The sequence below is a fragment of the Nonomuraea sp. C10 genome (assembly GCF_008017515.1).
Lineage (GTDB): Bacteria > Actinomycetota > Actinomycetes > Streptosporangiales > Streptosporangiaceae > Nonomuraea > Nonomuraea ferruginea.
In genome coordinates this window covers 1,510,649-1,523,609 of sequence record NZ_VPFF01000001.1, presented here as the reverse complement: position 1 = coordinate 1,523,609, position 12,961 = coordinate 1,510,649, and the positions used below count along the sequence as shown (strand labels likewise).

Here is a 12,961-nt window from a genome sequence, read left to right as displayed (position 1 = left end):
ACCACATATATCTCGACAAGACGGCGATCCCGGCTCAACCGGGATCGCCGTCTTGCCTCCACGACCCAGCCCGCCCTCCGCCCAGACAGCAGCACGCCCACAGGGCCCACCGGCGGCCACACGCGGCGCACACCCCCGGCACCCGCGCACGAACACGAGCAGCTCACGCTCCGGGCTCCCCAAGCCGAGCACGTACGTATGCGCTCCCGCCGCACGAGCACGTACATGTGACACTCCCGCTGCACAAGGCCGGGCATATGACGCTCCCGCCGCACGAGGGCCGGGCGCGCACGCATTCGCCCCACATCCCACCTCTGGGCGCGGACACGTGCGGCACGCCGGATGCCCGAAACACCCGCACGAGTCACGCACCCTCCGTTCGAAAGCGGACACGCGAGGCGCGTGCGCCGGACGCCCCAGACCGAACCCGTACGAGTCACGCACCTGCCGTCCGCGACCGGGCGGGCGAGGCGTGTGCGCCGGATCCCCGAAACTGCACCCGTACGAGCCCCCCACCCACCCGGGACCGGACACGAACGCCGCAGACAACGGACGCCCCAGACTGAACCCGCACAAACTACGCACCCGCCGTCCGCGACCGGGCACGCGAGACATGCGCGCCGGATACCCGAAACTGCACTCGTACGAGCCCCCCACCCGCCCAGGACCGGACACGAACGCCGCAGACAACGGACGCCCCAGACTGAACCCGCACAAATCACGCACCCGCCGTCCGGGACCGGATACACGCGCCGCACACGCCGGACGTTTGAGGCCGATCCCGTACCCAATCACGCACCCACCGTCCGCGACCGGACACGCGCGGCGCCAGCTTCCGGGGCCGGAGGGCGCGGGTCCGTGGTTGAGCGGACACGGTAGTGGTAGCCGCCCTTCTGTTCCAGGCCCTCGCTCCGGTAGAGGTTCCGCGCGGCCGTGTTGCGCTCCGTGACGACCAGGTACGCGCTCCGCACCCCGCTCTCAACGGCCAGGGCGCGCAGCACGGCACGGGCCAGGCCGCGACGGCGGGCCGACGGCAGCGTGGCCATGCAGTAGACGCCGAGCGTGTCGCCCTGCGGCACGCCCCGTCCGACGGCCACCGGAGCCCCGTCCTCCTCGACGGCCGCGTAGAGCGCCGGCACGCCGGTCACGATCCGCTCGGCCGCCTCCAGCCCGGTGCCGTAGCGGCCGTCGACCTCCCACCACGCCTCCAGCCAGCCCCGCCAGGGCCGCGGCTCGACCCGTACCGGCACCGTGGGCTCACCGGAGATCGTGCCGGACATGACGACGGTGGGATCCACCAGCGCGTACCCACGCGCGTCCAGCGCGCGGTCCAGTCCCGGCGGCGCGCCGGCGCCGATCGAGAAGGCGCACGCAGCCCCGCGCTCCGCGTAGAACTCCTCGGCGACCCGGATGGCGGCAAGAAGATCGTCCGGCACGAGCGACTCCCCCACGGCGAGCACCGAGTTGGCCCGCTTCGTCACACCTCCCGCGTAGCGCAAAACCCAGCCGCCGAGCACCCGCCGCTCCCAGGCCGGCCACGCCCCGTCCACCAGAAGATCGACATCCACCCGCGCAGCCTAGCTGACCTGCACCTCCCGCCACCTCCCCCAGCCGGGCGCGGGTAACGAAAATCGGCCCAGCGGACCCGCACCTCCCGACACCACCCCGCCCGGACCCCGGTAACGAAAACCGGCCCAGCAGACCCGCACCTCCCGGCACCACTCCCGCCCGGACGCGGGTGACGGAAACCGGCCCAGCAGACCTGCACCTCCCGGCACCACCCCCAGCCGGACCCCGGTGACGGAAACCGGCCGAACGGATCCGCACCTCCCCGGCACCGCCCCCCGGACGTGAGTGGCGGAAATCGGCCCAGCGGATCGCCACAACCCCCCTGACCAGGCACAGCGGCGATTCACCGCCAGTAAGCTGCGGGACGTGCTCATTCTGCTGCCCCCGTCGGAGGGCAAGGCTTCGGCAGGCGACGGGCCGCCCGTCGGCGACCTGTCGTTCCCCAAGCTCGACCGCCCCCGCAAGCGGGTGCTGAACGCCCTCGTCCGCGCGTCCCGTCGGCGGAACGCCCTGGAGGTGCTCGGGCTGTCCCCCGGCCTGGCACCGGAACTCACGAAAAATCTGGAACTCCAGACGGCGCCGACGCTACCCGCCGGCGAGCTCTACACCGGGGTGCTGTACGACAACCTGGCCCTGGGCGAGCTCTCCCCCGAGGCCCGGGCCAGGGCCGAGGAGCACGTGCTGATCTTCTCGGGCCTGTGGGGCGTGCTACGGCTCGCTGACCGCATCCCGCCCTACCGGCTGGCCATGGGGGTCAGTCTGCCGCCGATCGGCCCTCTGGCGGCCTTCTGGAGGCCCCTGATCACACCGGAGCTGGAGCGGCTGCCGGGGCTGGTGGTGGACCTGCGCTCCTCCGCGTACGCGGCCGCCTGGCGGCCGGGCTCGCGCGGCGTGTCCGTACGGGTGCTCAAGGGCGGCAAGGTCGTCAGCCACATGGCCAAGGCCACCCGCGGCGAGGTCGCCAGGCGGCTCCTGGAGAGCGGCCTCGCACCGGAGACCCCGGACGAGCTGGTCAAGACCCTGGAGGACCTCGGCTACCAGGTGACGCTCACGGGCGGCAGACTCGACGTCCTTCTCCCCTGAACGCCGGGCAGCGGAAAGGGCACGGCCCGCGAGTGGCCGTGCCCTTTCCCGCGCGTCGACCTAATCGAGGTAGTCGCGCAGAACCTGCGAACGGGACGGGTGGCGGAGCTTGGACATCGTCTTCGACTCGATCTGCCGGATGCGCTCACGCGTCACCCCGTAGACCTTGCCGATCTCGTCCAGCGTCTTGGGCTGCCCGTCGGTGAGGCCGAAGCGCATCGACACCACACCGGCCTCGCGCTCCGACAGGGTGTCGAGCACCGAGTGGAGCTGCTCCTGCAGCAGCGTGAAGCTGACCGCGTCGGCCGGGACGATGGCCTCGGAGTCCTCGATGAGGTCACCGAACTCGCTGTCGCCCTCCTCGCCCAGGGGCGTGTGGAGGGAGATCGGCTCGCGGCCGTACTTCTGGACCTCGACGACCTTCTCGGGGGTCATGTCGAGCTCGCGCGCCAGCTCCTCCGGGGTCGGCTCGCGGCCGAGGTCCTGGAGCATCTGCCGCTGGACGCGGGCCAGCTTGTTGATCACTTCGACCATGTGGACCGGGATGCGGATGGTCCGCGCCTGGTCGGCCATGGCCCGGGTGATCGCCTGCCGGATCCACCAGGTGGCGTAGGTGGAGAACTTGTAGCCCTTGGTGTAGTCGAACTTCTCGACCGCGCGGATCAGGCCCAGGTTGCCCTCCTGGATCAGGTCCAGGAAGAGCATGCCGCGGCCGGTGTAGCGCTTGGCCAGCGAGACCACGAGGCGGAGGTTGGCCTCCAGCAGGTGGTTCTTGGCCCGGCGGCCGTCTTCGGCGATCCACTCCAGCTCGGCGCGGACGTCGACCGGGAGGCCGTCGCCGTCGCTGGCGAGCTGCTCCTCGGCGAACAGGCCCGCCTCGATGCGCTTGGCGAGCTCGACCTCCTGCTCGGCGTTGAGCAGGGGGACCTTGCCGATCTGCTTCAGATAGTCCTTGACCGGGTCGGCGGTCGCTCCGGCGGCGGCGACCTGCGCCACGGGCGCGTCGTCGTCGTCATCGGAGAGGATGAGGACCTCGTCCTCGCTCTTCTCCTTGACCACCGGGGCGGTCTCGGCCTTCGGCTCGTCCTCGGTGTCGTCGTCGGAGTCGCCCTCGGACTCGGAGTCGCCCTCGGCGACGATCTCCTCGTCGTCGACCTCGATGTCTTCGAGGTCCTCCAGCTCCACGTCGCCGTCGAGCTCGATGTCGTCGTCGTCGACCTCGGACTTGACGCCGTCGGAGGTCTTCTGCTTGGTCTCGGCAGGCCCAGCGCTCTCCGGCTTGGCCTTCTTGGCGGGGGCGCCCTTGACCGGGGCCGCCTTCTTGGCCGCGGGAGCGGCCTTCTTGGCGGGGGCCGGCTTCTTCGGCGCGGGCTCGGCTTCGGCGGTGCCGACGACCGCGGTCACGGTCTCCGGCTGCTGCTCTTTGGCGGCCGCCGCCGTCTTGCTCTTGACGGGCGCGGCGGTCTGGCGCTTTGCTGAACCTCGAGACTTCTTCTTCGGCGCAGCCGAATCCGCGGCGGTCACCACCACGGTCACGCCCTCTTTGCTGAGGTTCCGCAAGAACGCGGCGGCGTGCGACATGGGGATGTCCGCCTCCTCGAAGGCCTGACGGACATCCTCAGACTCGAGGAAACCCTGCGAGCGCCCACGCTCGAGCAGTCGCTGAATGACGGGCTCGTTCAGCTCTTGTGGCTTCGAGCGAGTCGAACTTGCAGGCGACACGAACACCTCTCGAACGAACGCGTGGCGACAATGGACCCAGATGCCCGCTAGGGGGCTGTTGCCTCTCTCGGAGATCGGTGAGGCCGTGCGGACCGCTACGGACCTTCCAGCATTCTGGCACGCCCACGCACTCCATACGGCCACCTCCCGGCGGTTGTCCTCCACCCTAGGCCGACGGAGAGAGTAGTGCGTACGCAAGGGCGGCACTGATACCCGAAAGCAACCCTTATGACTGTTTCATTCAGTCACTCTTCGTGATGGCCGGGACGTGGATGGCCAGCGCAGTAACGTCATCATCCTGTTCATATCCCGACAACATCCCGTCAACCAGGAAATCCAGCAGCATGTGCGGATTTGCCACCACCTCAGGCGGCGCTTCGGTCACAACACTGCAAATCTCTGTCAGGCCGGCGTCCAAGCCACGCTTGCGGTTCTCCACGAGACCGTCGGAGTAGAGCACAGCGGTGTGTCCCGGCGGCACCACGAACCGGAACTGCCGGCGGCTGGTCGGCCAGCCCAGCGGCGTGCCGGGCTCGGCGTCGCAGAGGATCGCCGTGCCCTGCGGTGAGACCAGCACGGGCGGCGGGTGGCCCGCCAGGGCGAGCGTGCCCTCGCCGGTGGCCGGCTCGACGACCATGTAGGCCAGGGTGGTGACCTGGTCTTCCTCCTCGGTCGCGTCGAAGACCCGGTCGAGCCCGGCCAGCACCGCGGCGGGCGGCGGGTTGGTCAGCGCCAGCGCCCGCATCGCGTTGCGGATGCGGCCCATCCCGGCCGCCGCCTTGACGCCTTTGCCCATGACGTCGCCCACGACGGCCGCGACCCGCCCGTCCTGCAGCACGAACGCGTCGTACCAGTCGCCGCCGACCTGCACGTGGCGGCTGCCGGAACGGAACCGCTGGGCCAGCTCCAGGCCCTTGACCACCGGCAGGTGGTCGGGCAGCAGGCTGCGCTGGAGCGTCTCGGCGGTGCGGTGCTCGCGCTCGAACAGCGTCGCCCGCTCCACCGCCAGCGCGCACTGACCGGCCAGCGCCTCCAGGAAGACGCCGTCCTCCTGGGAGATCTTCTGCGGCCTGGTGAACGAGAACCGCAGCGCGCCCAGGGCGCGGCCGGCGGCCAGCAGCGGCAGGCCCACCCAGGCCTGCTCGTCGCTGCTGGCGAGGTAGTGGGCGAGCACCTGCTCGTCGCCGCCGGCCTCCAGGAGCTGCATCTTCAGGCTCACCGGCGACTCGGCGAAGACCGGCCTGCGGCTGTTGACGGCCATGGTCATCACGCTGGAGTGGGACAGCGGGATCTCCTCGCCGGAGGAGCCGGACGCCTCCGGGATGCCCTCGCCGTTGATCAGCTTGAGCGCGGCGCGGTCGGTGTCGAGCAGCGCGACGGCGGACCGGTCGGCGGCCAGGGCCGTGCGGCCGACATCGATGATGACCTGCACCACCTGCTCGACCGTCAGCGCCTCGGCGAGCTGGGCGGTGGCGCCCTGGAGCCTGGCGGTGCGCAGGGCGGCGGCGCCGAGCTGGTCGGTCAGCCTGCCGCGCATCTCCTCGGCCTCGCGCTGCGGGGTCACGTCGGTGTTGGCGCCGACCCACTCGACCACCCGGCCGTGGCGGATGATGGGCACCGCGCGCACCTCGAAGTGGCGGTAGCCGCTGGCGCGGGTGCGCACCCGGTAGTTCCACTCGAACATGGTGCGGCCGCGCAGCGCCTCCTTCCACGCCTCCTCGGTGGCCGGGCGCTCGTCGGGGTGGACGACGTCCAGCCAGCCGTAGGCGAGGTACTCCTCCAGCCCCTGGCCGGTGATGGCGCGCCACTGCGGCGCGTCCTCGGCGACCGTGCCGGTGGGCGTGGTGATCCACACGAGCTGGGACTGCGCCTCGACCAGCGAGCGGTAGCGCTCCTCGCTGCGGCGCAGGTCCTCCTCGATCTGGCGGCTCTCGGTCACGTCGAGCCCGACCAGGGTGACGGCCCGCAGCTCGCCGCCCTCGTCGTGGATCGGCGAGAACGACATCGACCAGTGACGGTCGGAGCCCTCGGTCGAGCGGACCCGCAGCCGCCGCTCGGCGACCGGCCCCTCGCTCTCGATGACGGCCTGGACGCCCTGCGTCACGGCCTGGCTGAGGTCGGCGGCGAGCGCCTCCACGGGGGCGCGGCCGGCCAGCCGGTCGGCGGGCACGCCGACAAGATCGCTGAACACGTCGTTGACCCGCTGGATGCGGCCCTCGACGTCGAAGAAGGCGAAGGCGAACTCTGCTTCGGACAGCAGGCCCTTCAGGAGGGCGGAGTCTGAGATGTCCACATCCGACTCCCGGGGACGGGGAACGGAGGTCTCGGCGCTCATGGTCCGTACCTCCGTCGCGTGCCAGGGTCTCCCACGCGGCACATCTCCATAATCGTGTATCGGCGTAGCGCAGCTCCGGGCGACCGGATTCTGCAGTACATCATCGGCGATGGGCATGCGCGGACGGAAGCCCCGGCCGCCATACGGTCAACGCATCCTGTCAAAATCGCTCCACGTTGCGCAGCAAGATCAGGCTACTCGGCCTTCGCCGCCTGCTTGGCAGCCTGCTTGTAAGCACGCACCCGCGCCAGGCTGTCGGCGTCGACCACATCCGCCACCGATCGGTAGGACTCCTCCTCGCCGTACGCGCCGGCCGCCTCGCGCCATCCTGGCGGCCGGACCCCCAGTTGCTTGCCGAGCAATGCCAAAAAGATCTGGGCCTTCTGCTTGCCGTAACCCGGCAGAGCCAGCAGGCGCTTCAGCAACTCTTGGCCATCGGCGGCGTCGGCCCAGATGAACTCGGCCTTGCCGTCGTACCGCGCCACGAGGTAGGCCGCGAGCTGCTGGACCCGGGCCGCCATCGACTTGGGGTAGCGGTGGACGGCCGGCTTCTGGGCGAGCAGCGCGGCGAACGCCTCGGGGTCATAGGAGGCTATCTCCTCTGCGGTCAGGTCGTGCCCCAGCCGCTCCGAGATGGTCTGCGGACCCGTGAACGCCCACTCCATCGGCACCTGCTGGTCGAGCAGCATGCCGACGAGCAGGGCGAGCGGGCTGCGGCCGAGGAGCTCGTCGGCATCGGCGCGCTGCGTGAGCTGGATGCGCATGGAGACAGCTTCGCACGAAAGCCGCCGCGGAGAAGCGAACACAGTCGCCTCGGAGCCTTGACACTGCCTCGATAAAAGATGAAATGGGAGCGCAAGTCGCCTGCGTCCACTCCTGGGGGTTTGCCCCCCGGTCTCCAGAGGAATTTGACACCTATGCTCGCTCTGGCCACTCGCCTCCTGCGGGAGCCGGTCAGTCTACGGCTGGCCGAAGAGTTCCTCACCGTGCCGGTGGACACCATCGACCGGTGTGTAGCCGACGTGTGCGCGTGCGCGCAGCACCTCGGCATCACGGCGACGCCCGAGATCGTGGAACGCGTCGCGCGTGAGCATCTGCTCGCCATCGTCAACTCCGCACCACCGCCCCGAAGCCATCGATAACATCGAAGTCATCAGGCCGCGTTCTACGCACCGTTTGCGCCTGGAATGCGAGAGAGTGAGGGCGTGCGCCGACACCGACGAGACCCCCGGGAGAGCGTTCCGCCTGACGACGTCTTCAAGGAGATGGTCCAAGCCGCACGCGAGCTGCTCGCCGTGCGGAGCCCGCTCGACGCGGAGCTGATGGTCTCCGACATGATCGGCGCCTGGTGGGGCAGCCGGGTCCGGGGTGGCGACGTCGAACAGGTGCTCGGTGAAGGGCTGGTCGACTACGCCGCCAAGACCGGCACTCCCGCCTCGCTGACGCTGCTGATCTGCCTGGCCTACCTCGGCACCGCCCGCCAGGGCGCGAAGGCGGAGGGCGCGGCGCTGGCGATGATGGAGTCCGGCGTGGCCAGGCCCGGCTGGGCCGACCGGGTGGGCGCGGTCAAGCCGACCGGCTGTTACGTCTCGCGCGACGCCTACGGCGACCAGGACACGGTGATCTGCACGTTCGGCTACCGGTGGAACGGCGACGAGGCCCGCAACCGGCAGGACCGCCACGCGCTGGTGATGGTCGTCGACTACAACATGTCCGGCATGGCCCGCGACGCCTGGGTGTCCTCCCAGGTCGACAAGCTGCTCGACCAGGCCAGGGCCGAGGCGGCGGGCAACGCGATGCTGCTGTTCGAGGAGATCGAGCCGCAGCAGGCCAGGGCGCTGCTTGAGTCGGCCATGAAGGCCACCGGCGAGCCGAAGACGCCGCCGCCCGTCAGCGACAGCTACAGCGCCTACCACGCCTTCGCGCGGGCGCGGCTCAAGGCGCTGCCGCCGGGGCGCAAGCGGCCGGCGCCGCTCCACATCGAGGCCCCGTACAACAGGGAACGGCGGGCGATGCTGGCGGCCGAGTTCCTCGCCTCCGACGACGCCGAGCACCTGTCGGACCCGTCGGCCGCCTCCCGGTGCGCCGACCACATCATCGACTACGGGTGCGACCAGGACTTCAGCAGGCCGCTGCGGGTGAGCCCGACCAAGTGCGAGACGTTCCTGCTCGACTGGCTGCCGCGCAAGGTGATGCTGTCGGAGGCCGAGCAGGAGGCGATGCCGCACGTGCTGGCGGCGTGGGCGCGCTTCGCCGCGCACCGCACGGGCCTGCCCGACGAGGGACTGAAGGCCACCCTGGACGCGGTGTGGGAGGCGACGGGCAAGTTCCCCGAGGCCTACCGCGACCCCGCCTCGTTCGGGCTGGACCGGTCGCTGCTGGTGCGGCTGCTGCCCGACGGCGACCTGTCGGCGCTGGCCAGGCGGGCCTTCGCGTTCCCGTTCCTGCAGGGCACCCACAACGGCGTCGACCTCGACCGGCTCAACCCCGCCGACGAGGCCGACCGGCGGGTGCTGCTGGAGATCGACCACGTGGGCGGCATCGACCAGGAACACCTCGCCTGGCACGAGGAGATCGCCACCCGGCTGTGGGAGGGCGACCCGCCGCAGCTGTGGGAGGCCGCCCAGCGCCTGCTCGACCTGGGCCACGACCGCCACGACGTGCTGCACGTGCTGATCGAGATCGCCGAGCGGATCGGCGGCGACCCCGACGAGCTCGCCGCCGCCCTCGACGACATCGCCGACATACCCGACGGGATCTAGGCTGCCCCGTATGGCGATGTACGTCCCCCTGAGCGAAGGTCGCTACCGCGCGACGGAGCACACCCAGGGCCCCTGGGACCCGCGTACCCAGCACCTCGGCCCCGTCACGGCCCTGATCGCGCACGAGCTGGCGCGGACCGCGCCGCGGCCCGGCCTCGATCTGGCCAGGCTCGCGGTGGACGTGTTCGGGCCGGTGCCGGTGGGCGAGCTGGAGGTGCGCACCGAGGTCGTGCGCGACGGCAAGCGGGTGCAGTGCCTGGCCGCGTCCGTCTCCTCCGGCGGCCGCGAGCACGTCAGGGCCACCGCCTGGCGCATCCGCGAGGCCGGGACGCCGGGCACGTCCAGCCCGCCGCCGCCCCTGCCGCCGTCCGAGAGCGAGCCGTCGTGGCTGACGACGGGCTTCGGGTACGGGCGCGCGACCGAATGGCGTTTCACCCGCGGCAGCGCGGCGGAGACCGGTCCCGCCACCGCCTGGGGCCGGTCGCGGGTGCCGCTGGTGAGCGACGAGGAGACCACCCCGCTGGAGCGGCTGGCGATGTTCGCCGACAGCGGCAACGGCATCAGCTACGCGCTCGACTTCGACACCCATCTGTTCGTCAACGTCGACCTGGTGATCTCGCTGTTCCGGGCGCCCGAGGGCGAGTGGATCTGCATGGACGCGGAGACCGTCGTCGGCCCGTCCGGGCGCGGCCTGGTCCGTTCCACGCTGTACGACTCGGCCGGCGAGGTCGGCGCGGCTTCTCAGACCCTGTTCGTCGCCCCGCGAGAGGCGTCCTGATAGCGTTTCCGCATGCCCGTGAGGGCGGAATCCGCTCCCTCGGGGGCGCGGAGGAGCCACGATGGACCCCATGGTGATCGACCTCAACGCGGATCTCGGCGAAGGCTTCGGCATCTGGCGCCTCGGTGACGACCTCGCCCTGCTCGACATCGTCACGAGCGCCAACGTCGCCTGCGGCTTCCACGCCGGCGACCCGGTGACGATCAGGCGCACCTGCGCGGCGGCGGTCGACCGGGGGGTGGCGATCGGGGCGCAGGTGTCCTACCGCGACCTGGCCGGCTTCGGGCGCCGGGAGATGGACGTGGAGCCGGAGGAGCTCTGCGCCGAGGTGCTCTACCAGCTCGCCGCCGTCGACGGCATCGCCAGGGCGATGGGCGGGCGGGTCTCGTACGTCAAGCCGCACGGCGCGCTCTACAACCGGGTCTGCCGCGACCGGGAGCAGGCCGCGGCGGTGGTCGACGCGGTGGCCGACTACAACCCCTCGCTGCCGGTGCTGACGCTGCCGGGGTCGGTGGTGCACGAGGTGGCGGCGGCGGCCGGGGTGCCGACGGTCAGCGAGGCGTTCGCCGACCGCGCCTACACCGCCGCGGGCACGCTGGTGTCACGGCGGGCGGCGGGGGCGGTCGTCCACGACGTGGAGACGGTGTCCGCACGCGCGGTGCGGATGGCGAAGGAAGGGCTGGTGACCTCCGCCGACGGCACCGAGGTTCCGGTGGCCGCCCGGTCGATCTGCGTCCACGGCGACACGCCCGACGCGGTCGCCCTGGCCCGCGCCGTCCGCGACCGGCTCCTGGAGGCCGGTGTGGTCCTGCAGGCGTTCGCATGACACCTCCCGCCCTCGGCCGCGCGTCCGGCGAGACCTCCCGTCGTGGCGGGCGGTTCGCGGGCACCACCCGTACGACGGACGCGCCGCGTCCCGCCGTTCGTCCGGTCGCGGGACTGCCGTCCCGGGTGGCCGCCGCGCGCGGGCCTGGCTTCGCCGGGAGTCGTGACGCGGGTGTCGTGGAGTACGCATGATCCGGCGCGCCGGGGAGCACGGGCTGCTCGTGGAGACGGGCGCGCTGGAGGTCTCTCACCGGCTCGACGCGGCCCTGCGCGCCGAGCGGCCTCCGGAGGTGCTGGAAGTGGTGCCGGGACCCGAGACGGTCCTCGTCGTGGCCCCCGGCGCCGACCAGTCCAGATTGCGCGGCCTGCTGGAGACGCTGCTGTCCCACTGCCACGACGTCCCGTCAGACGACCAGCCCGTGCGAGACGACACGACCACAACAGCACCCCGCACAGCCCTCGACGGTACGACCGAGCGAACCACCCCCACAGGGCACGACACCGCGACTCCACAGACGACCCCCACCGGGCGCGAGGGTACGACCGAGCGAACCACGGGGCGCGGTACGGCTGAGGGGACCACTCCCGCGCCGCTCGACGTTGTGGGCGCGGGTGGGGAGCCGACGGTGAGGTCGGGGGCGGCTCTTGGGGGTGCGGAGGTGGTGACGATTCCTGTGGTGTACGACGGTGCGGATCTGGAGTCGGTGGCGGAGGCGGCCGGGATCTCGGTGGACGAGGTGGTGTCCCGGCACGCCGGCCGGGAGCTGGTGGTCGGCTGGCTGGGGTTCGCACCCGGTTTCGCCTACCTGATCGGCCTGGATCCGGTGCTGCACGTGCCCAGGCTGGCGACGCCGCGCACCTCGGTGCCGGCCGGGTCGGTCGCGATCGCCGGCCCGTACTCGGCGGTCTACCCGACCGCGTCGCCCGGCGGGTGGCGGCTGCTCGGGCGTACGGACGCGCGGGTGTGGGACGTGTCGGCCGAGCCGCCGACACCGTTCCGGCCCGGCACGCGGGTGCGGTTCGAGGTCGCATGATCGAGGTTCTGGCGCCCGGCCCGTACGCGACCGTGCAGGATCTGGGCCGGCACGGGTACGCGCACCTCGGCGTGCCGTCCTCGGGCGCGGCCGACGCGGCGAGCCTGCGGCTGGCGAACCGGCTGGTCGGCAACCCGGAGCGGCTGGCGGGCGTGGAGGTCACGTTCGGGCTGGCCAGGCTGCGCTTCCTGACAGGGGCGTGGGCGGCGCTCGCGGGCGCGCCGTGCCCGGTGTCCGGCGCGGCGGGGGCGGGCATGGGGGTGCCGTTCTGGGTGCCGAAGGGGGCCGAGGTGCGGCTGGGCACGCCGGAGTGGGGGCTGCGCACCTACCTCGCGGTGCGCGGCGGCATCGCGGTGGAGCCGGTGCTGGGCAGCCGTTCGACCGACTCGCTGTCAGGGCTGGGCCCGCCGCCGCTGCGGGCGGGCACGGTGCTGCCGGTCGGCCCGGCCGCGGGGCTGGGGGAGATCACGGTGGATCTGGCGCCGCCCGCCGGTCCCCGGCCGCCGGTGCTGCGGGTGCTGCCCGGGCCGCGCGACGACTGGTTCGCCCCCGGGGCGCTGGAGACCCTGTGCGCGTCCCCGTACACGGTGAGCCAGGACAGCAACCGCGTGGGGGTGCGGCTGCGCGGCGCGGAGCCGGCGCGGGCCCGGGCGGGCGAGCTGCCGAGCGAGGGCATGGTGACGGGCGCGGTGCAGGTGCCGCCGAGCGGCCAGCCGATCGTGTTCCTCAGCGACCATCCGCCGACCGGCGGCTATCCGGTGATCGCGGTCGTGTCGAGCGCGGACCTGCCTGTCGCGGCCCAGCTGTGTCCCGGCGACGCGGTGCGGTTCAAGGTCGTGCCGCACCGCTGACG

The 12,961-nt window shown here is 71.9% G+C and carries 12 protein-coding genes; 8 read left to right on the top strand and 4 right to left on the bottom strand.

Features of this window, described 5'->3' with window-relative positions; genetic code table 11:
* Positions 1-791: 791 nt before the first annotated feature.
* Positions 792-1,568 carry an N-acetyltransferase gene (locus tag FR742_RS06905; RefSeq protein WP_148030165.1) on the bottom strand — a complete coding sequence of 259 codons (777 nt, stop codon included), beginning with the start codon at positions 1,566-1,568 and terminating at the stop codon, positions 792-794.
* A 367-nt stretch (positions 1,569-1,935) separates the two neighbouring features.
* Between FR742_RS06905 and FR742_RS06900 the strand changes: the two genes are divergently transcribed.
* Positions 1,936-2,652: a YaaA family protein gene (locus FR742_RS06900; protein ID WP_148030164.1), complete on the top strand. Its 717-nt coding sequence runs from the start codon at positions 1,936-1,938 to the stop codon at positions 2,650-2,652.
* A 60-nt stretch (positions 2,653-2,712) separates the two neighbouring features.
* Here FR742_RS06900 and FR742_RS06895 read toward each other — a convergent pair whose 3' ends face one another.
* The 3 genes from FR742_RS06895 to FR742_RS06885 all read right to left on the bottom strand — a co-directional run bounded on the left by FR742_RS06895 (position 2,713) and on the right by FR742_RS06885 (position 7,473).
* Positions 2,713-4,374 (bottom strand): RNA polymerase sigma factor, encoded by a 1,662-nt coding sequence (locus FR742_RS06895; RefSeq protein WP_148030163.1) that lies wholly within the window; start codon positions 4,372-4,374, stop codon positions 2,713-2,715.
* A 241-nt stretch (positions 4,375-4,615) separates the two neighbouring features.
* Entirely contained in the window at positions 4,616-6,709 is a 2,094-nt protein-coding gene (locus FR742_RS06890; RefSeq protein ID WP_148030162.1) for a SpoIIE family protein phosphatase, read from the bottom strand.
* Between the two features lie 194 nt (positions 6,710-6,903).
* Complete coding sequence (locus FR742_RS06885; protein WP_148030161.1) at positions 6,904-7,473, bottom strand: HhH-GPD-type base excision DNA repair protein; 570 nt, start codon at positions 7,471-7,473, stop codon at positions 6,904-6,906.
* A 153-nt stretch (positions 7,474-7,626) separates the two neighbouring features.
* On the opposite strand from FR742_RS06885, the gene FR742_RS06880 reads away from it, so the two are divergent.
* From FR742_RS06880 to FR742_RS06845, 7 genes are all read left to right on the top strand, one after another.
* Positions 7,627-7,851, top strand: coding sequence for a hypothetical protein (locus FR742_RS06880; protein WP_148030160.1), 225 nt, complete (start codon positions 7,627-7,629; stop codon positions 7,849-7,851).
* 123 nt (positions 7,852-7,974) lie between these two features.
* Positions 7,975-9,471, top strand: coding sequence for a hypothetical protein (locus FR742_RS06875; protein WP_148030159.1), 1,497 nt, complete (start codon positions 7,975-7,977; stop codon positions 9,469-9,471).
* A 10-nt stretch (positions 9,472-9,481) separates the two neighbouring features.
* The gene (locus FR742_RS06870; RefSeq protein WP_219551323.1) at positions 9,482-10,249 is read left to right on the top strand and encodes a thioesterase family protein; all 768 of its coding nucleotides are present in this window, start codon (positions 9,482-9,484) and stop codon (positions 10,247-10,249) included.
* Between the two features lie 70 nt (positions 10,250-10,319).
* Entirely contained in the window at positions 10,320-11,075 is a 756-nt protein-coding gene (locus tag FR742_RS06865) for a LamB/YcsF family protein (RefSeq protein WP_148034384.1), read from the top strand.
* Entirely contained in the window at positions 11,072-11,266 is a 195-nt protein-coding gene (locus FR742_RS06860) for a hypothetical protein (protein WP_148030157.1), read from the top strand. The genes FR742_RS06865 and FR742_RS06860 overlap by 4 nt, the downstream gene beginning before the upstream one ends.
* Positions 11,263-12,108 carry an allophanate hydrolase subunit 1 gene (locus FR742_RS45615; protein WP_261808386.1) on the top strand — a complete coding sequence of 282 codons (846 nt, stop codon included), beginning with the start codon at positions 11,263-11,265 and terminating at the stop codon, positions 12,106-12,108. The genes FR742_RS06860 and FR742_RS45615 overlap by 4 nt, the downstream gene beginning before the upstream one ends.
* Positions 12,105-12,959: a biotin-dependent carboxyltransferase family protein gene (locus FR742_RS06845; RefSeq protein WP_148030156.1), complete on the top strand. Its 855-nt coding sequence runs from the start codon at positions 12,105-12,107 to the stop codon at positions 12,957-12,959. Before FR742_RS45615 ends, FR742_RS06845 begins: the two co-directional genes overlap by 4 nt.
* The last annotated feature ends 2 nt before the right edge of the window (positions 12,960-12,961 follow it).

Coding starts and splice junctions, on each gene's coding strand:
- FR742_RS06890 (WP_148030162.1), bottom strand. CDS start 6,709: ATGAGCGCCGAGACCTCCGTTCCCCGTCCCCGGGAGTCGGATGTGGAC.
- FR742_RS06860 (WP_148030157.1), top strand. CDS start 11,072: ATGACACCTCCCGCCCTCGGCCGCGCGTCCGGCGAGACCTCCCGTCGT.
- FR742_RS06845 (WP_148030156.1), top strand. CDS start 12,105: ATGATCGAGGTTCTGGCGCCCGGCCCGTACGCGACCGTGCAGGATCTG.
- FR742_RS06875 (WP_148030159.1), top strand. CDS start 7,975: ATGGTCCAAGCCGCACGCGAGCTGCTCGCCGTGCGGAGCCCGCTCGAC.
- FR742_RS06870 (WP_219551323.1), top strand. CDS start 9,482: ATGGCGATGTACGTCCCCCTGAGCGAAGGTCGCTACCGCGCGACGGAG.
- FR742_RS45615 (WP_261808386.1), top strand. CDS start 11,263: ATGATCCGGCGCGCCGGGGAGCACGGGCTGCTCGTGGAGACGGGCGCG.
- FR742_RS06865 (WP_148034384.1), top strand. CDS start 10,320: ATGGTGATCGACCTCAACGCGGATCTCGGCGAAGGCTTCGGCATCTGG.
- FR742_RS06885 (WP_148030161.1), bottom strand. CDS start 7,473: ATGCGCATCCAGCTCACGCAGCGCGCCGATGCCGACGAGCTCCTCGGC.
- FR742_RS06880 (WP_148030160.1), top strand. CDS start 7,627: ATGCTCGCTCTGGCCACTCGCCTCCTGCGGGAGCCGGTCAGTCTACGG.